Origin of the sequence: Rhodococcus sp. AQ5-07 (assembly GCF_009707305.1) — a bacterium.
Classification (GTDB): domain Bacteria; phylum Actinomycetota; class Actinomycetes; order Mycobacteriales; family Mycobacteriaceae; genus Rhodococcus_F; species Rhodococcus_F erythropolis.
In genome coordinates, this window is sequence record NZ_CP046099.1 from 6,044,799 (window position 1) to 6,061,454 (window position 16,656).

General features: G+C 60.6%; 17 protein-coding genes. 2 read left to right on the forward strand and 15 right to left on the reverse strand.

The features are described 5' to 3' along the window. Positions 1 to 7: 7 nt before the first annotated feature. From GJB56_RS27995 to GJB56_RS28005, 3 genes are all read right to left on the reverse strand, one after another. Positions 8 to 1,042 carry a baeRF2 domain-containing protein gene (locus GJB56_RS27995; RefSeq protein WP_019747188.1) on the reverse strand — a complete coding sequence of 345 codons (1,035 nt, stop codon included), beginning with the start codon at positions 1,040 to 1,042 and terminating at the stop codon, positions 8 to 10. Positions 1,043 to 1,243: 201 nt separating this feature from the next. After that, positions 1,244 to 2,326 carry a M48 family metallopeptidase gene (locus tag GJB56_RS28000; RefSeq protein WP_019747189.1) on the reverse strand — a complete coding sequence of 361 codons (1,083 nt, stop codon included), beginning with the start codon at positions 2,324 to 2,326 and terminating at the stop codon, positions 1,244 to 1,246. A 77-nt stretch (positions 2,327 to 2,403) separates the two neighbouring features. Then, on the reverse strand, positions 2,404 to 2,607 hold the full coding sequence (locus GJB56_RS28005; RefSeq protein ID WP_003945456.1) for a hypothetical protein: 204 nt from the start codon (positions 2,605 to 2,607) through the stop codon (positions 2,404 to 2,406). A gap of 145 nt (positions 2,608 to 2,752) precedes the next feature. Here GJB56_RS28005 and GJB56_RS31480 point away from each other — a divergent pair, with 145 nt between their 5' ends. Continuing rightward, a complete protein-coding gene (locus tag GJB56_RS31480; protein WP_003945912.1) occupies positions 2,753 to 2,908 on the forward strand; it encodes a DUF6131 family protein in 156 nt (51 codons plus the stop codon). Here GJB56_RS31480 and GJB56_RS28010 read toward each other — a convergent pair. Both GJB56_RS28010 and GJB56_RS28015 read right to left on the reverse strand, forming a co-directional pair. Beyond that, positions 2,902 to 4,071 (reverse strand): carboxylate-amine ligase, encoded by a 1,170-nt coding sequence (locus GJB56_RS28010; protein WP_113682217.1) that lies wholly within the window; start codon positions 4,069 to 4,071, stop codon positions 2,902 to 2,904. The two genes, GJB56_RS31480 and GJB56_RS28010, sit on opposite strands and share 7 nt — an antisense overlap. Positions 4,072 to 4,588: 517 nt before the next feature. Further along, positions 4,589 to 4,975 (reverse strand): hypothetical protein, encoded by a 387-nt coding sequence (locus tag GJB56_RS28015; protein WP_133053396.1) that lies wholly within the window; start codon positions 4,973 to 4,975, stop codon positions 4,589 to 4,591. Between the two features lie 364 nt (positions 4,976 to 5,339). Here GJB56_RS28015 and GJB56_RS28020 point away from each other — a divergent pair, with 364 nt between their 5' ends. Beyond that, a complete protein-coding gene (locus tag GJB56_RS28020; protein ID WP_021343097.1) occupies positions 5,340 to 6,065 on the forward strand; it encodes a GntR family transcriptional regulator in 726 nt (241 codons plus the stop codon). Here GJB56_RS28020 and GJB56_RS28025 read toward each other — a convergent pair. The 10 genes from GJB56_RS28025 to GJB56_RS28070 are packed head-to-tail and all read right to left on the reverse strand — an operon-like array spanning position 6,025 to position 16,579. Beyond that, positions 6,025 to 7,293: an NAD(P)/FAD-dependent oxidoreductase gene (locus GJB56_RS28025; protein ID WP_113682218.1), complete on the reverse strand. Its 1,269-nt coding sequence runs from the start codon at positions 7,291 to 7,293 to the stop codon at positions 6,025 to 6,027. The two genes, GJB56_RS28020 and GJB56_RS28025, sit on opposite strands and share 41 nt — an antisense overlap. Before the next feature lie 13 nt (positions 7,294 to 7,306). Continuing rightward, positions 7,307 to 8,152: a M55 family metallopeptidase gene (locus GJB56_RS28030; protein WP_064112942.1), complete on the reverse strand. Its 846-nt coding sequence runs from the start codon at positions 8,150 to 8,152 to the stop codon at positions 7,307 to 7,309. Between the two features lie 52 nt (positions 8,153 to 8,204). Further along, the gene (locus GJB56_RS28035; protein WP_113682219.1) at positions 8,205 to 9,299 is read right to left on the reverse strand and encodes a serine hydrolase domain-containing protein; all 1,095 of its coding nucleotides are present in this window, start codon (positions 9,297 to 9,299) and stop codon (positions 8,205 to 8,207) included. Further along, on the reverse strand, positions 9,296 to 10,057 hold the full coding sequence (locus GJB56_RS28040) for a creatininase family protein (protein WP_021343101.1): 762 nt from the start codon (positions 10,055 to 10,057) through the stop codon (positions 9,296 to 9,298). Before GJB56_RS28040 ends, GJB56_RS28035 begins: the two co-directional genes overlap by 4 nt. Before the next feature lie 29 nt (positions 10,058 to 10,086). After that, positions 10,087 to 11,046: a serine hydrolase gene (locus GJB56_RS28045; RefSeq protein WP_113682220.1), complete on the reverse strand. Its 960-nt coding sequence runs from the start codon at positions 11,044 to 11,046 to the stop codon at positions 10,087 to 10,089. A 60-nt stretch (positions 11,047 to 11,106) separates the two neighbouring features. Continuing rightward, positions 11,107 to 12,087, reverse strand: coding sequence for an oligopeptide/dipeptide ABC transporter ATP-binding protein (locus tag GJB56_RS28050; protein WP_021343104.1), 981 nt, complete (start codon positions 12,085 to 12,087; stop codon positions 11,107 to 11,109). Further along, positions 12,084 to 13,082, reverse strand: a complete 999-nt coding sequence (locus GJB56_RS28055) for an ABC transporter ATP-binding protein (protein WP_069147090.1) — start codon at positions 13,080 to 13,082, stop codon at positions 12,084 to 12,086. Before GJB56_RS28055 ends, GJB56_RS28050 begins: the two co-directional genes overlap by 4 nt. Beyond that, entirely contained in the window at positions 13,079 to 13,972 is an 894-nt protein-coding gene (locus GJB56_RS28060; RefSeq protein ID WP_031332944.1) for an ABC transporter permease, read from the reverse strand. The genes GJB56_RS28055 and GJB56_RS28060 overlap by 4 nt, the downstream gene beginning before the upstream one ends. Beyond that, positions 13,965 to 14,996, reverse strand: a complete 1,032-nt coding sequence (locus tag GJB56_RS28065; protein WP_113682221.1) for an ABC transporter permease — start codon at positions 14,994 to 14,996, stop codon at positions 13,965 to 13,967. The genes GJB56_RS28060 and GJB56_RS28065 overlap by 8 nt, the downstream gene beginning before the upstream one ends. Continuing rightward, positions 14,993 to 16,579, reverse strand: a complete 1,587-nt coding sequence (locus GJB56_RS28070) for an ABC transporter substrate-binding protein (RefSeq protein WP_154606706.1) — start codon at positions 16,577 to 16,579, stop codon at positions 14,993 to 14,995. The genes GJB56_RS28065 and GJB56_RS28070 overlap by 4 nt, the downstream gene beginning before the upstream one ends. Between the last annotated feature and the right edge of the window lie 77 nt (positions 16,580 to 16,656).

The following is a 16,656-nucleotide window of genomic DNA, read 5'->3' on the forward strand; positions in this document are numbered from 1 at the left end:
CCGGTGTTCAGGGGTGCCGAAGTATCGCGCCGTATCCGTCGGCGAGAACGAGGCGTTCGTCGATCTGTACCAGCTCGGTGCCGGTCCCGATTGCGATGTAGGGGAGTACGCGATCGGCGGGCCCGATCAGCTTTCCACTGGTGACTTCCTTGTCGTCGGGATCGGTGAGCAGCAGTGTCTCGACCTTGCCCTGCTCGAGGGCGTCGAGGACGCGTGCGGTCCCGTCGATGGAGAGGCCGGAGTCCCGGCCCTGCTCTGCGACGTAGCGTTCGGTTTCCGCATCCATTCTGCGTAGTCGCTGCGTGTCGATCAGTTCACGAATCGACTTCGACACCTCGGCGGGTGTCGAACCGACTGAACGCGAACCTTTTTCGACGTCCACCACCCGTAGCGTCGACGGTAGGAGCTGTGCAAAAGCTTTGCGGGACTGTACTTCTCCGATCACGACCACCAGTGCGACCTTGTGTTCGCGGGCGAGCGCCGCCGCGCGCTCCACGGCCTGTGTCAGGTTCTTTCGGATGTTCTCCTCCACGAGGCTTTGGCTGTCGGTGTACCGCTCCTGGCCGCCCACGTGCGCCTTGTGGACCGGGAAGCCGTCGCCGTCTACCGTTTCGCCGTACACGTCACGCCCGCGAGCATCGCGCACGCACAGGTCCGCGCCGGTGTGGTCGACCTTTGCGATGAGGAACGGTTCGGTGTCGTATCCGTGTGCGATCAGTGGAATCAAGTAGGGCAGTTCGCCCAAGGTCGCGATGGTGGAGCCGGCAGGTTCGAGCAGAATATCGTCGATCAGCACTGCCTCGGATGTGGCGACGATCGCGCGTCCGGCGCGACCTGAGATGCCGTGATGGTTGTCCTTCACCTCGTCCAGTCGCGCGATCAGCGATTCCGATGCTCCCTGTTTCGTCAGTTGATTGCGCATCGAGCGCCATTCGAGTTCGAAGCGCTCGCGTGCATCTTCCCGGTTGCGGACGTCTTCGAAGTACACGGAGGCAAACGGGCCGTCACTCGAACCGACCTTCTTCAGCCGCCCAGCATGCATGTCGGCTCCCTTCTGTAGTGGTCCTATGCCGCGTACCCGACAACTGGTGATTCGACACGACCGCTTTCAGTTCGCACGTTTGTTCGACTGCTGGTACTGTCTGTGAACGTGAGGGTGGTGCAGAGGGAAGCCTGCATCACCTTCACGCCAAGAACCCGGGACCTGCCGCCGACTGCCTTCGGTGGCAGGTCCCGATTCTGCTTAATCGGCGTCGTCAGTGCCCTTCGACCTGTCGGAACTCTTGCGCCAGTGAGTGAATCGTTCCTTGATGTCCGTCGCTACGTCGCCGACGCCGTTCCCGACGGCGCCCACGGCACCGCCCAATCCGCTACCGATGTCGCGCACCATCCGGACCAAGGGGTCTTCCGACTCGTCGAAGTTCTGCTTGTACGTCTTGGCTGCATTCTTGAACTCGTCGCTGATCTTCGCTCCGTCGTCATCGCCGCGGCGGGGGTAGTTTCCGCGCAGAATCGCGGCGTAGTCTCCGCTGTCCACCCACTTCTTGAGTTCGGCGGCGCGAAGCACCGAGAACGGGTGAGAGAGCAGTTCGATGTTGAGGAGCTTGAGTACACCGTCGCGGAGGTCGCCGCTGGCGTCGTACTCGGCGGCCTGGGCGAGAAACGCGTCGATGTCGATTTCACTGACTCGGGATCCGCCGGCCAATTTCATCTGCACGCGAATCGCTGTGTGTACGTCCTGGCCGCACAGTAGTCCTGCACGATCGCCGGACAGTTCGGACTTGCGTTGCCATTCCATCAGGGCGGCGATGATCGCGCGCAGTGCCCATCCGCCGACCGGCAGCCATCCGATGGTTCCGGCCAGTCGCATCAAATGCATCAAGATGGTGCGATACACGGCATGGCCGGACAGTGCGTGGCCTAGTTCGTGGCCGATGATGAACCGTTGCTCCTCGTAGTTCATCACGTCCAGCAGACCAGTAGTGACCACCATGAACGGCTTGTCCATACCGATGGTGAAGGCGTTGACCATCGGGGTCTGGAGTACGAACAGCTCCGGTGTCTCGTCGGCCTGCAGGATCTCGACGCAGTCACGGCGCAGATCGTTCAGGTCACTGAACTGGCGTTCGTCGACTCGCACTGACGTGGCGAGGTACATGAGGCGGTGCTGACGTTCTTGGAGCAGTCCGGACAGCGTCCGCAGAACAGTGTCGAACCCCCGAAGCGTCCGGAGCGTCACCAATGCGGCCCGATCGGCTGGGTGTTCCCACGCACGCGAGCTGATGTCCGGGAACTCGATTCGGGTGCGATCTGGTGCAGTGGTCATGGTGGCCCCTCACTTCGATGTGTGTCGACTCACCTCCAGGGTAACGACTAGTCGGTTTAGCGCGGATGTCCGGCAGCTCACTCGGTGGGCTGGGGGAGCGTGCAATCCGTGACTTTGGGGTTGACGCCGAAGTAGTTCAGCGGGCCGGCGATGACCGTGAGCGCGATGGTCCCGACGCCGGCGCAGTTGGTCGGCGAACTGCTGTAGTAGCCGCGTTGGCCGGCCGCGACGGCCCCGACTATCAGCCAGATCAGAACGATCAGAGTCACAATTCTCATCATGGCGGGCTCGATTCTTCAAATATTATGGTGCCCAGCGAAATACCCGGTCAGAGTGGGTATGAAACGCTCAGCCGACGGGTATCCCTGATGTATGCGGCTCGAGGCGGGCGTATCCGCCCGAGTGAACGCACTGAAGGAGCTTGTGATGATCATCCTCGGCGTAATCCTGCTGATTATCGGTTTCGTGGTGAACATTCCGATCCTCTGGACGATCGGTGTCGTCTTGTTGGTGATCGGAATCATCCTGTACGCGCTGGGCGCGGCCGGGCACGCTATCGGTGGTCGGAGGCATTACTACTGATCAGGGGTCGACCCGTCATGCGTATCCGTGCCCGTCGGGACGGTGCGCTCAACCGCACGTGCGATCAGTTTCCGCAGGCAGACCTGGCGAAGCGTTCGCTGTTGCCAGTCGCTGCCGCCGCCGGTCACGCATTTGTCGCGCAGTGCTGATTCCACGCTCGTGTACTCGCCTGTCTCGTCGAGGGAGTCACGGACATGGATCAGGAGTCGGTGCAACTGTTCCGTGGCCGAAATTCTTTGTGTGGTAACCGGATCGATCGATGCTCCCAGGACGCCTTCCTTCGCGGACACCCAGGTTGCGAGGCGGAGGTTCTCGAGGGAAGTGCGCGGAGCGACGACTCCTCGTTCGACGGCGCGCAGTGCAGTGGCGACCAGTGCGCGCACAAGTGCTGCAAGCAATACGGTGTCGTCGACCGTCGGCTGAACGTCGCAGACCCGGATCTCGACGGTCGGTAGGTGGCAGGAAGGCCGGATATCCCAGTAGGCCATCCGCTTGTCGAGCATCACGCCGCAATCCACCATCTTCGCGACCGCAGTGTCGAAGTCCCCGGGTGTCTCGAAGTACGGCGGCGGCCCGGCGACGGGCCACCGGGACCATTGGATCGCCCGCCAACTCGCGAAGTCGGTGTCGACTCCTTGGTGGATACGGGAGTTGGCGCTCAGTGCCAGCAGGGCAGGCAACCAGATGCGCACGTGATTGCAGACCTGCACGGCCTCTACTTGATCAGCGACGCCCACATGGATGTGGCAACCGCAGATACTTTGTTCGGCGGCAAGGGCGCCGAAGTGTTCGCCCATCTGGCGGTAGCGAGGGGAGTCGCTAATCTCGAAACGAGAAGGCCCCGAAAGCGGTGCGCCGACGGCCAACAGCCTGCAGCCGTTCAACTCGGCCGCTTTCGCCGCGAGCCGACGCATGTCGATCAAGTGGGTTCGGAGTTCGTCGATGCTCTGGCACACGGGAGAGTTGGTCTCGACTTGGCAGCAGGACAACTCGAGCTGAAGATCCAAACCGAGTGTCGACGCGGTTTCCGCAACCGCGGCATTGTCGGTGGACGGCAGCCAGGATGTCGGGTCGACGAGGATGAATTCTTCTTCGACGCCGACGGTCGGGGTCGTCGATTCGTAGCGGCCAGCGGTGGATCCGGTCGAGCAGGTGGCGCCCATGCTCGCGTCTACCCGGTCGGTCGAAGGCGGAAACCGACCCGAGGAAGCCCCGTTCTCGTCGGGAGAACGGGGCCTGTGGTCGGTCTTGCCAACATCTCGGAAGCGTCAACGAGCCCTTGCACACCGTATGAATCTGGGGACTGGCGTGCCTGGGAAAACGTACTGTGTCGGACTCGGTAAAACGAGACCCCAAGGCATGTCTCACCCCCGATTTCACCCTCATGCGAGGGTGCCTGCACGCCCTTCGTCGAGGCGCGGATCGTGACCTGGTGGCCTGCGGCGGTCCAGTCGCGGTTTATCCGTGGGGCCGCCTTTATCGGGCAGATTTCGAGAAATACGAACCCATCTAAACTAACGTCCAGCATTCGGATGTGAAGTTCTGGCGAAGTGTAGGGACTCGGTGAGTCAACAGACATTTGATCAGTTAATCGCGTGCACAGTATCCACTGAAGATATGTAATTTTCGAACTGGTATTGCGTTTCATCTGCGAGAATATCCAGTGGTCATGGGTGAAAGTCAGAAGGTGGGAGAAAGTGCCTGGGATTGTGTTGCTAACGGTTCGTTATCGCCGCCGAATGCCCACCATGTATGTGGATGGCGCCTCTTGGAAGCGGGAAAACTGCGTGTCATCCGTGTCGCAACTTCCTCTGCCTCGTGGTCTTGGATTGAGAGTTTCACCAGGAGGATCTTTCGTAATCGACGCGTACGGAAATTTTTCTCAAGATTTACCCACTTGCGAATTAGGGAATTTAATGGGTTGTGGAAAGTGGAAATATTGCGGGTGGGAGCTGTTATTTGCGGTGATTTGCTCATATCTTGCTGAGTGAGGTATTTGCAACCGAAGTGCCACGTGGTCGAGAAATAATGCTTTTCATGCTTTACATTGGAAATTGCAAGATGCACGTTTCATCCTCCAGTGTTAAACGAAAGGACGAACGCAATGGGTAGCTTGGAAGATTTCGACATCGCGGCACTTCTTCAGAAGGTCATCGCATTCTTCGACGGATTCTCGTCGGACGAGACCGAGCCCCCCACGGGCTAAGACTTGGCGAAGCCGCTGTGCATCCGGATGACACTGGAAGCGCAGCGGCTTCTCTGTATCCGGACCTCCTATGTATCGGACCTCCTGTCAACCCAGTCGGCGACCGAGCTCGGCATCTCAGCCGGGGCGGTCTCAGCTTGCACATCGGCGCGAGCTGGAACGATCTTTGTCACATAAAATGTTAGGTATTACATATTGGACATCGCTGGGTATTAGGGTGCAGGTATGGGGACGAAGCAGCCGGCCGGTTCAAGCGCAGATCGTAGTACCGGCGACGAAAAGCAGAGTGCCGTATTCCAGCCACTGGCACGGACCAGCTTGCGCAGCGATGCCACGAGACTGCTTCGGGCCCGGATCTCGAGCGGTGAACTGGAGTCCGGCCGGCTCTACGCGATCGGCGACATCGCCGCGCAGCTCGAGGTCTCGCCCACCCCGGTACGCGAGGCTCTCCTCGATCTGAAGAGCCAAGGCCTCATCGAGATGGTGAGGAACCGCGGCTTTCGCATCGTCGAACTGACGGATGACGAACTCGCGGAGATCGTCGAAATCCGGCTGATGCTCGAGCCACCTGCAATGGCGAAGGTTGCCGCGCTCGAACCCCCGTTGGATCTCACCGATCTCTGGACGCTGAGCAAGCGCGTCGAGAACGCCGCGGCCGAGGGGGATCTGGTCTCATTCCTGACCTTGGACAAGGACTTCCACCTGGAACTTTTGGCTGCACTGGGTAACGCACGGCTGGTCAAGGTGGTGGAGCAGTTGCGCGATCAGACTCGCCTGTCCGGGCTGAAAGGCATTGCAGGCAGCAAGGACTTGGTCGGGTCGGCTCGGGAGCACGATCAACTCCTGCAGGCGTTGGAATCACGAGATCCGGTTGCGGCCGAAGCTGTCATGACTGCACACCTCCACCACGTCAGCGGGTTGTGGGCCGGACGCTCCGAAAAGTCCGACTGAAGCGGTCTGGCCCGAACACGCCGGCATAGGCAGGGAGGCTTCGGCCGAACACGCTGCGAGCGACCAACTCTCCGGTGACGGGGCCGAGGGTTATACCGAGCATCGCGTGGCCGGTGGCGACAGTGACATTCGGATGGTGAGGTAAGCGACCGATGATGGGCATCCCGTCGGGCGTCATCGGGCGTAGCCCTGTCCACGGGACTGCATTCTGCGGAGGCTCCCAGGTGTCGAAATAGTCGGCTGCCGAGGTCAGTATGCCTTCGGCCCTTCGCTTGTCGATGTGTTCACTTCGGCCTCCGAATCCCATGGTGCCGGCCATTCGGGTCGCACCGGACAACGGGGTGACGGCAACCTTGGCTTCCGACAGATACGACGCCCGAGTTCCGACGGGGAAAATCGGTGGAACGTCGAAACCGTAGCCTTTCCCGGATTGGACGGGGAGTGTGTACCCGAGTCCTCGCACCACGTCCGCGCTCCAAGCGCCTGCGGCGACCACAAAATGATCGGACGTCATCGGCCGTTCTGCTCCAGATGCCGTCACGTTACCGATGGAGTCTTCCGACAGCGTCAGTTCGGTGCCCTCCACGATCTCGACCCCGAGGCTCTCGCACTGTGTGATCAAGCTTTCGACGAAGGCTGCGGGGTCGAGGAATCTCTCGTGGGGACAGACGATCCCACCGACGACCGAGCTCGAGAGTCCCGGCATCAGCTGAGCCGTTCGGGCACTGGTGAGTACGTCGAATTCGTCACCGCCGAGTGCTCGCACCAGCGTCATTTCTTCGGCGTGGGAGTCGAGCGACTTCTGTGTGCGAAACAGCTGCACCAATCCGGATCGGTGGTTTTCGAACTGAAGCCCAGTGCGCTCGAGTTCGTCGAAAAGCTCGAAAGTCCGATGATTGAGTGCCATCAGATTTCGCAGACCGGATTCGAATCTCGTTGTGGTGCAGTTGCGAAGCATCGCAATCAAGAAGGAGGCAAGGCGAGGGTCGCGGCTGGGGCTGATGTACAGCGGGCTGTCAGGACGCAGCATCCACTTCAACGATTGGGTCAGTACTCCGGGGGCAGGGACGGGGGCCGACATGCTCGGGACGACCCACCCGGCGTTATGGCTCGACGCGCCGGTTCCCGCAGCCCTCGCGTCGACTACACACACGTCGGCTCCCTCGGCAGCCAAAGCCAGCGCCGAACACAACCCGATCGAACCTGCACCGATAACGGTCACTCTCATGGAAATTTGCCCTCTACTGACGGTTGGCGATCGTCATCTGTCCGCGGAGGCCGGCAGATGCCAATTGATAGTTGACGGTGATCAGTCCGATGATGTCGTCGACGGTGTTCAAGCGATGCTCGATGGTTCGATCTGACGTTCGCCGAGAACCGGGGACACCCTCCGCCATCTCCGCAGCAGTTGTTGTCGGGTGAACGATTTCGAGGACCCACTCGTCGCGTAACTCCGTCGGCTTCAGCGAGTCGCACTGTTGTACAACTCGTCTGGATGCATCGCGAATGGCTGCGCACGCCAGACTCGGCGGAAGCGAGTTGGTAGCAGACCACCCGTGCGCCTGCTTCACCACGACGGTTTCGGTCGAAGGAGACGTAGCGCTGACCAACCCGCAGATCACGTCATCTCCAGTGACCAAGCCGACCGGCACGCCGTGAGTAGCCGCGTAGAGCGAGTTCACATCGCTTTCCGACACGGTCCTGCCGTCGAGACGAACATCCGTGAACAGAGCCGAGAACGTATGTGCCAGCACACCCGGACCACCCGCAGGAGCGTGGTAGCCAACAAAAAGGGCCACGTCGTGTTCAGCGGTGAGACCCTCTGCCATGCACTGCAGTTTCGGCGATCCGAACAGAACCCGCGCCCGCGGATCCAGTTCGGCGTGCAGCAGATTGTCCATCGTTCCATGACTGTCGTTCACGAGCACCGATTGCGCGCCCGCGTCGAATGCTCCGGCGATTGCCGCGTTGGCCTCGGCCGTCATCAGTGCTTGCGCACGTTGGTATCCGTGACCGCCACGAACTATCTGGTCGAGCGTCGCAATTCCTGCGATGCCTTCCATGTCCACCGAAATGTAAACGTGCATAGTGAGACTCTCCGTTTGTCGATTATCTTCGTGACGACTCGGTCCGGGGCGGTCAACCGTTCGGGATTGACAAAGCTTCTCGTACCGTATTTGCCAGGACGACCGAGGCCGGCACCTCGAGAGGCGTCGTGGCAACCAGTCGATTCTTCGTGAGCGCGAAACTCAAACCGTAGTCCGGATCGGCAAACCCGTACGAACCGCCGAACCCGCTGTGGCCGAATGAATTCGACCGTCCACCCATTGCAATCCCTTTGTCGCCCAGTAGATAACCCAAACCCTTGCGGACCGGCGCCTTGTGCGTTTGATCGTACGCATCGGTTTCCAGCGTCGTTGCCAGAGTGGTCCGCGCTGGCGGGAGTAGACGCACTCCGTCCACACCATCGCCGATCAACGACGCGTAGTGTCTTGCCAGGGATCGGGCGGAGGTGATGGCGCCGCCGGCAGGTACAGCTGACGCCTGAATCGACGGGGTGTTGAAGAGTTCGGCCATGATCCGAGTATCGGGGCTCGACGCGGGACCGGTCAGAACTGATTCGTCATTCGCGAGAACTGCGATGCGGTCTTTCACCGAAGCGGGAACGCCGAAGAACAGATCCGTGATACCCAAAGGCTCGCAGATCAGTTCGGTGACGATCTGGCCGAAGGGCTTCCCGTACACGCGACTTGCTACCTCGCCGAGAACGAATCCGGAAGACAGTCCGCGGTAAGCGGTCTCGCTACCCGGAATCCACATGGCCTCGGACTCGGCCAGGCGAGCGCAGGTGCCGTCCCAGTCGTCGAGGTGAAAGTCGTGTGTGATGTCTTGGACTCCGGACGTGTGTACGAGGACCTGTCGAATGGTCGCCTCTCCCTTGCCGTTCTGTCCGAACTCCGGCCAATAATCGCTGACCCGTGCGTCGTAGTCGAGTACGCCGTGTTCGGCCAGCAGATGCACCGTCGTATACATCAGGCCTTTGCTGCACGAGAAGATCGGGAACAGGGTGTCACTTCTGAGAGGCGCACTTCGAGTGGGTTCGGTGTGTCCGGACCAGGCATCGACAACCAGCTGACCATGCTGGTACACCGCAACCTGGATGCCGAGTTGAGCGTCTGCGGTGACCATTGCGTCGAGCTCGGCCTGCACCACCTCCTGTACGTCGACGGTCACCTTTCGCGTCCTTCGTGCTTGGTGATCTCGGCACAAAAGTATTCCGAGACAATTGTGGTCAGTGATTCGAGATACCGTTCGCCGCGTGACGCCAGTGCGGCGACGGGGTCGCCGAGAATTCCGTTCACCGATAATGCTTTGGTTCCGCCGTCGAACAACGCTGTGGCAGTGTCTTTGTCGAAGCGTCCGAGGAATCCGGGCTCGGCGGCGTTCATGTCGACGAGGTCGGGTCGCAGTGCGAGGACTATCGATGTTTCGAAATCACCGGCATGGGATCCGCAGGCCTCGGGAGAGATCGAATCCTCCTCTGCCACTGCTTCGAAAGCTGTGAGCAACTGGAGAAGATCGGTGTGGGCATGAATCCGTGTCTCGCCGATCCGGGGTCCGACTCTCTCGATCAGATGCGCGAGGGGTTCGAAGTTACCGCCGTGGCTCGAGATGACGAGGATATTGTCGAACCCATGAGCGGCGAGACTGCGAACGTAGTCTTCGACCACGTCGACAAACGTTGCCTCGCGTAGAGAGAGCGTTCCGGGGAAGGACATGTGGTGCGGGGAAACCCCGAACGCGATGGTGGGCGCTACTATCGTCGTCCCGAGCCGTGCGGCGACGGCAAGTGAAGTGGCAGTGCCGATCAGGGTGTCGGTGGACAGTGGCAGGTGCGGGCCGTGTTGTTCGGTCGCTCCCACCGCGAAGATGACGTTGCGGATCCCGCCATTCATCGCCTCCTGCACCTGGGTCCACGTCATCTCTGCCATCGAGTGAGGTGCTACGAGCGTAGGGGTCATCAGGCTGTTACCGCCGTCGCAGCCGCGCCGCGACTTGCGTTCCGAAGACTGTCGATCGCAAGTGCGGCGATCTTCCCGATTGCCGCGTCCACCTTGCCGTTACGCATGTGGTTGTTCTTGTCTTTCAAGAAGATTGCGACTACGTAGACGTCCCCGTCGCCGAAGTCGACGACTCCTACCTCGTTGCGAACGCCGGCTAGGAACGTGCCGGTCTTGCCGGAGATCGTCGGGCCGTCGACGTACGCGGAGGAGAGGCGGTGAGGCGCGAACTGCAGGCCCATTACCCGCCGCACTTCGGCACAGGCCTCGGCGTCTGCAGCCTTGTCCGTCCAGATGAGGCTGAGCAGTTCGGTCATCTCGCGCGGGGTGCTGGTGTTGCCACCGCGCGCGTTCAACGACTCGCCCGCTGCGATTGCCGCGACGAACTCGTCCTCGGGCAGTCCGAACGGGTTGCCGGTGGAGGTGTTCTGCAAAGTTGCGTAATTCTCGGTCGAGAGTTCCTCGAGAGCAAGCGAAATGATGCCTTCGCAGTCGGTGGTGATGTCGGTCGAGTTCAATCCGAGCGAGCGGAGTCGGCTCATGATGTTCTTGGTACCGACCATCTCTTGCAGGATGTCGGTGGCAGTGTTGTCGCTGACCTGCATCATGAGTAGGCCCAAGTCCCGGATCGATACTTCGACGTCGTCCGTCATCGCTGAAATCCCGGAGGGCCCGATGGTGCGCCTGTCTGCAGGGACCTTGATCCGGTCAGCCAGTTGTATGCGCCCCTCGGATGCCTGGGCGGCGACCTCGAGCATGACGGGAACCTTGTAGGTCGAGGCGGTCACCGAACGTGCATCGGCGCCGGAACCGATTTCGAGTTTTCCGTCGAGGCTGCGGACGTGAAACGCAACGGTGGCGTTTGCGTCGTCACACACGTCGGCGATGGAGGCGAGGATCCTGAGGGGGTTGGTGCTCATGTTCTTCCGTTCCGGGTAGTTGTTGTGGAGGAGAATGTTTCGATCAAGGCAGTGACCTGATCATGAACTCGCGGAGTGAGGCGGGGCGTAAAGATGACAACGCGCCTCGCCTGAGGGCGTGGAATACGTCGGAGGCGAGACCGTGTCGCAGATCGCGCCGATGCGCAGGTGACATCTCTCGTGAAAGACACAGCCGCTCGGCGGGTTGTCAGGCTTCGGGGGCTCGCCGGTGAGGATGATTCGCTCTCGCGCAGCTTCGGAGAACAGTGTCGGCGATGCCGAGGCCAATGCCCGCGTGTACGGGTGTGCGGGGTCGGTCAGAATGCTCTCGGTCGAACCGTACTCCTGCACCTGACCCAGATACAGGACGGCAACCTCGTCGCAGAAGAATCGAACGACTCCTAGATCATGGCTGATGAAAAGGAAGGATGTTCCGGAGTCCTCTTGAATGTCCTTGAGGAGATTGAGGATCTGTGCCTGTACCGAAACGTCCAGGGCGGAGACAGGTTCGTCGGCGACGATGAGTTGCGGTTTCGCGGCGACGGCGCGTGCGATGGCCACTCGCTGGCACTGCCCGCCGGAAAGCTGGTGCGCGTACATATCTCCGTACGACGCACTCAGTCCGGCGCGGTCGAGCAAGTCGTCGACGTCCTTGCGTCGCGCCGAATGCCCGCCGATGCGTAGGGGTTCGGCGACGGCACGCCAGATTGGCAGCTTCGGATCGATCGATGCTCGCGGGTTCTGGAAGATCATCTGCACAGATCCCGGGGCTCGCTTGCGAGAGGACTTGCCGGTGACACGCTGCCCCAGTATTTCCAGGTTGCCGCCGGACGGCTCGAGCAGGCCGGTCACAACCCGACCGAGAGTTGACTTTCCGCTTCCGCTTTCGCCGACCAGTCCGAGAGACCGCCCTGCCGGGATCGACAGGTCGACGCCCCGAAGTGCCTGCACGGCACGGCCGCCCAGACGGGTGCGGAAGGAATGGGTGATCCCCTCCAATCGGGCTACTTCGCGTGTGGAAACGAATTGGTGCGTAGTCATCGAGCCACCTCACTTGCCGAAACGTGCTGATGTGAGCCTGTCATCGGGTGCAGACAGGCCGCGAGACTGTGTCCACTCCTTTCGAGTTCGGGTGAGATGGAAAGACATTCGTCTCCCGCGCGATCGCAGCGTGGCGCGAAGTGGCAACCGTGCTTTCGGTCAGGCAACGCCGGAACGATCCCTCGTACCGTCTTCAAGCGTCGTGCACCCGAGTTCATACTTTCCAAACAGTCGACCAGCGCATGCGTGTAGGGGTGCTCCGGTTCACGCAGTACGTTGTCGACCGATCCGGATTCGACGATCTTGCCCGCGTACATCACGTACGCCCGGTTGCAGTGTTGTGAAACCAGTCCGAGATCGTGCGAGATGAACATCATGGACATCCCCTCGTCTGCTATGAGACTTTGCAACAGATCCATGATCTGCGCCTGCACGGTGGTGTCCAGGGCGGTGGTCGGCTCATCGGCGATCAGCATCGTCGGTTCGCAGGCCAGAGCCATTGCGATCAGTACACGTTGTCGCATGCCACCGGACAGTTCGAAAGGAAACGCTCCGGCAACCCGATCCGGGGCCGGAATCCCGACTCGGGCCAGCAGTTCGCGTACTCGTTTGGCGGCAACGCGTTTGGAGAGCTTGTGGTGGATGCGGACGAGATCGCCGAGTTGTCGTTCGATGCTCACTACCGGGTTCAGCGAGGTTCCGGGGTCCTGGGGGATCATCGCAATGTCTGTGCCTCGAAGCGGCGCCAGCGCACCACGGTCGGACATGTCGAATCGTCGGCCGTCGAAGACCATCTCTCCATGCGCAGCCAGGGACCCTTCGAGGAGACCGAGTACGGAGTACGACGTTACTGATTTGCCGCAACCGCTTTCACCGACCAGAGCGACGCTCTCACCCGAATCTATGTGGAAGCTGACTCCGTCCACTGGTCGCAGTGCGGGATTGTCGGACAGAGCTACGTGGAGATCCGTGATCGACAGTAGCGGTTTCGTCATCGGTTGCTCCTCGGGTCGAGCGCGTGGCGAAGGCCGTCTCCGCAGACCAGCAACGTGATGACGACGAGGGCGATGGTGCATCCGGGGACTATCGACATCAAAGGCAGGTCGATGCTGTGGGTCGACCCGAGGGCGAGCATGTTGCCGAGAGACGAGGTCGGTGGCTGGATACCGAGGCCGACGAAGCTGAGCCCGGCTTCGGCGATGACGGTGAAGGCGAAGATCAAGGTCAGCTGAACCGACACTGATTCGATCATGTTCGGCGTGACGTGCCGAACGATGATGCGCCAGGTCGGAACTCCGCTCACGGCTGCGCTGTCGATGTATTCCTCTTCACGAATCTTGAGCACGACACTGCGGGTGACCCGTGCCAGATACGGCGTGTAGCCCGCAACGAGAGCGATGATCGTACTGGTGACTCCGGCTCCCATCGCGGCGATGAGCGCGAGCGCGAGCAGCAACGACGGCAAGGCCAACCCGACATCGATGAGTCGAGCAATGACGGTGTTCGCAATTCCCCGGGTGAAACCTGCCAGCATTCCCAGCGGTAGCCCGATGACCATGACACCCAACGTCACGGCAGCACTGACGGCGAGTGACGTGCGGAGTCCGAACAGCAGACGGCTCAACTGATCTCGACCCAGATCGTCGGTTCCGAGGAGATGCTCACCGCTGGGTGGGGCGAGAGTCGAGGTGAGATCTTGGACGTTGGGGGAGTGCGGCGCGAGAAGAGGCGCGAGCACGGCCGCCGACACCAGTACGAACAGAATGCTCCATGCCACCTTCTGACCAGGCAAGGAGAGAATGCGGGCCATGAATCGACGCCGCTGACGTGTGCTCGGCGCGATTGGGGAAGACGGGGAAAGCGCAGCCCCGAATGACTCAGTCATTGTCGGTCCTGACTCTGGGATCGATGAGGGAATAGACGACATCCATCAGAAGATTGACAGATACGACAACGATGACCAGCACGAGGATGCAACCCTGCACCACTGTGTAGTCGCGAGCCAAGACGGATTGAACGAGGAGTCGGCCCATACCGGGAACGGCAAAAGCATTTTCGACGAGGAGTGCTCCGCCCATCAGCGCGCCCATCTCCAGTCCGGCGATCGTCACAGTGGGAAGTAGTGCGTTCCGTAGTGCGTATCGAGAGTAAACGCGACGCTCGGGGATGCCGAATGACCTTGCCGTCCGGACGTAATCGGAGTTGAGTGTGCCGATCAAGGATGCACGCGTAGTCTCGAAGAGCAGAGTCGACATACCGACACCCAGCGCAATGGTCGGAAGAATCATGTGTTGGAAATGTGCGCCGATACCGTCACTGAGCGACGAGTATCCGAACGTCGGCAAGACGTTCTGGAACGCGATGATCAACAGGAGAGCCAACCAGAAGCTTGGTACTGCGATACCCAGAGTTCCGACCAGTCGCACACTCCGGTTCGCGCGATCGCTGGTGAACCTCGAAGCGAGGACGCTCAGTGGTACCGCCACCAACAATGCGAAGGCAAGCGCGTACATGCCCAGTTGGAGTGTGACGACGATGCGGTCGGACAGCAAGGTTGTCACCGAGTCGTTGAGCACCAACGACTTTCCGAGGTCGCCGCGAGCGGCTGCGGACAGCCAGTCGAAATACTGGACCACCACCGGCTTGTCGAGGCCGAGTTCGGAACGAATACGTGCGATCTGCTCTGGACTGACGGACCCGCCGGGACCGCTTACCGTGCGAGCGGGGTCCCCTGGGATTGTCCGAAGAAGTACGAACATCAGGAAAGTTGCGGCGAGTCCGACGATTCCCAGCTGCGCGGCATTGATCAACAGGGTGCGCGCGATTCGACGCAGCCGGCCGGACGAGGGCGCGGGCTCTCTCTTCTTCGGCGGCATATCGGAATCAGGTACCGCTTCGATCACGCTCACTTCGCGAGCCAAACCCTCGAGAGCGGATTGGTGCCACCCTCCGTGAATTCGTATCCGCCGACCGACGGGCTGGTTGCGGCGATCTTCTGCGGGTACACGGTGAACGCTGCGTATGCATTGTCCGCGATCAGCTTGGATGCCTGCTGGTACATCTGTGCCCGTTGCTGCGGATCCTGTTCGGCGCGGGCAGCGTCGAGCAGCTTGTCGAGTTCAGGATCGTTGATCGAAGAGGCGTTCAGATCGCCCTTACTGTGGAACAAGGGGTAGAGAATCTCGTCGGGATCGACGGTGGCCGTGGTCTGGCCGCTGTTCATGACCGTGAAATTCTTTGCGGTGTAGATCTTCTGAGCCCAGGATCCGAACTCCTCTTTGCTCAGGTCGACTTTGACACCGACGTTCTGGAGCTGTTCGGCAACCGCATCGGCTTCTGTCGAGAACGGGGCCTGGGTGAAGGTGCTGAACGGAACCGTCGTACCGAAGTCGAAGTTTCCGTTCTTCAGGAATTCCTTTGCCTTGTCTGTTGAAAACGTCTGTGAGGCAAGGCCGGAGAGGTCCGAGTATGCATCGCCGATTTTCGGGCTGAGGGGCCCACTCGCCGGGTCGGCGTATCCCTGGTAAATGCCCTGTGCGATACCGTCACGCTTGATCGCCGCAGAGAATCCGCGGCGGACGTCGACGTTGTCGAAAGGCTTGACCGCCTGGTTGAAACTGACGTAGTTGAACGTGTTGCTGATCGACGTCTTGATGACCGAGTTGCCTCGGCTTTTGACTTGTGCGAGTTGGGCCGGTGTCACACCGAGGACATCGAGTTCCCCGTTGACGAATGCCTGCATCGAGGTGGTCGGGTCCGGAAGGATCGAGATCTTGATCGAGTCCAGGTAGTTGTCGTCAGCCCAGTAGTCGTCGTTGCGGACGAGCCTGATGTACTGACCGGTCTTGTACTCCTCGAACTTGTACGGACCGGTGCCCACCGAAGCTTTGAACGGATCGGTCTTGGCGTATTGCGTCACGGCGGTGGGGGACATCATCATCACCCGTCCACGGCGCAACGAGGCGACGAACCCTCCGGCCGGGGTGGAGAGATTCATGGTTACTTCATTGGGTGCGCTGACCTCGACCGACTCCAAAGACGGAGGCAGGTTCGCACCCGTTCCGTTCGGGTCGAGCAATCGATCGAGATTGAATTTGACGGCTTCGGCATCGAACGGCGTTCCGTCGGTGAACTTCACACCGTCGCGGAGGGCGAAGACGTATTGAGTGGGGGAAGTCTGCTTCCAGGACGTAGCAAGTTCGGGTACCGCCTGACCGTCCTGGAAGTCGACCAGTCCGTTGTAGGCGAGGGTGGCGATCGATGCCGTGCCCACCGAGGTGACGGCTATGGTTCCCATGTCGAACGCAGGTGCAATCGGTTCTGCGCCGATAGAAACTCGCAGTTCACCGCCCCGCTGCGGCTCGCCGGCGGGCTCGGACGAAGCGCCTGCGTCCTTAGCTGCGCCTGAACAACCACCGAGAACCAGTGCGAGTGCTGTTGCAGTTCCGATCAGAGCGGTACGCCTCGAGAACCGCGTCATTGTTATGTCCATCAGATCCACCTTCGGGCCGTTCGTTCGGAACGGCGGGTTCGTACGGAGCCTTGCGAGGATGCATTAGGTGTAATACC

Excerpts from the sequence above, each read along its gene's own strand:
- GJB56_RS27995 (WP_019747188.1), bottom strand. The coding sequence starts at position 1,042 with ATGCATGCTGGGCGGCTGAAGAAGGTCGGTTCGAGTGACGGCCCGTTT.
- GJB56_RS28000 (WP_019747189.1), bottom strand. The coding sequence starts at position 2,326 with ATGACCACTGCACCAGATCGCACCCGAATCGAGTTCCCGGACATCAGC.
- GJB56_RS28005 (WP_003945456.1), bottom strand. The coding sequence starts at position 2,607 with ATGATGAGAATTGTGACTCTGATCGTTCTGATCTGGCTGATAGTCGGG.
- GJB56_RS31480 (WP_003945912.1), top strand. The coding sequence starts at position 2,753 with ATGATCATCCTCGGCGTAATCCTGCTGATTATCGGTTTCGTGGTGAAC.
- GJB56_RS28010 (WP_113682217.1), bottom strand. The coding sequence starts at position 4,071 with ATGGGCGCCACCTGCTCGACCGGATCCACCGCTGGCCGCTACGAATCG.
- GJB56_RS28020 (WP_021343097.1), top strand. The coding sequence starts at position 5,340 with ATGGGGACGAAGCAGCCGGCCGGTTCAAGCGCAGATCGTAGTACCGGC.
- GJB56_RS28025 (WP_113682218.1), bottom strand. The coding sequence starts at position 7,293 with ATGAGAGTGACCGTTATCGGTGCAGGTTCGATCGGGTTGTGTTCGGCG.
- GJB56_RS28030 (WP_064112942.1), bottom strand. The coding sequence starts at position 8,152 with ATGCACGTTTACATTTCGGTGGACATGGAAGGCATCGCAGGAATTGCG.
- GJB56_RS28040 (WP_021343101.1), bottom strand. The coding sequence starts at position 10,057 with ATGGCAGAGATGACGTGGACCCAGGTGCAGGAGGCGATGAATGGCGGG.
- GJB56_RS28045 (WP_113682220.1), bottom strand. The coding sequence starts at position 11,046 with ATGAGCACCAACCCCCTCAGGATCCTCGCCTCCATCGCCGACGTGTGT.
- GJB56_RS28050 (WP_021343104.1), bottom strand. The coding sequence starts at position 12,087 with ATGACTACGCACCAATTCGTTTCCACACGCGAAGTAGCCCGATTGGAG.
- GJB56_RS28055 (WP_069147090.1), bottom strand. The coding sequence starts at position 13,082 with ATGACGAAACCGCTACTGTCGATCACGGATCTCCACGTAGCTCTGTCC.
- GJB56_RS28060 (WP_031332944.1), bottom strand. The coding sequence starts at position 13,972 with ATGACTGAGTCATTCGGGGCTGCGCTTTCCCCGTCTTCCCCAATCGCG.
- GJB56_RS28070 (WP_154606706.1), bottom strand. The coding sequence starts at position 16,579 with ATGGACATAACAATGACGCGGTTCTCGAGGCGTACCGCTCTGATCGGA.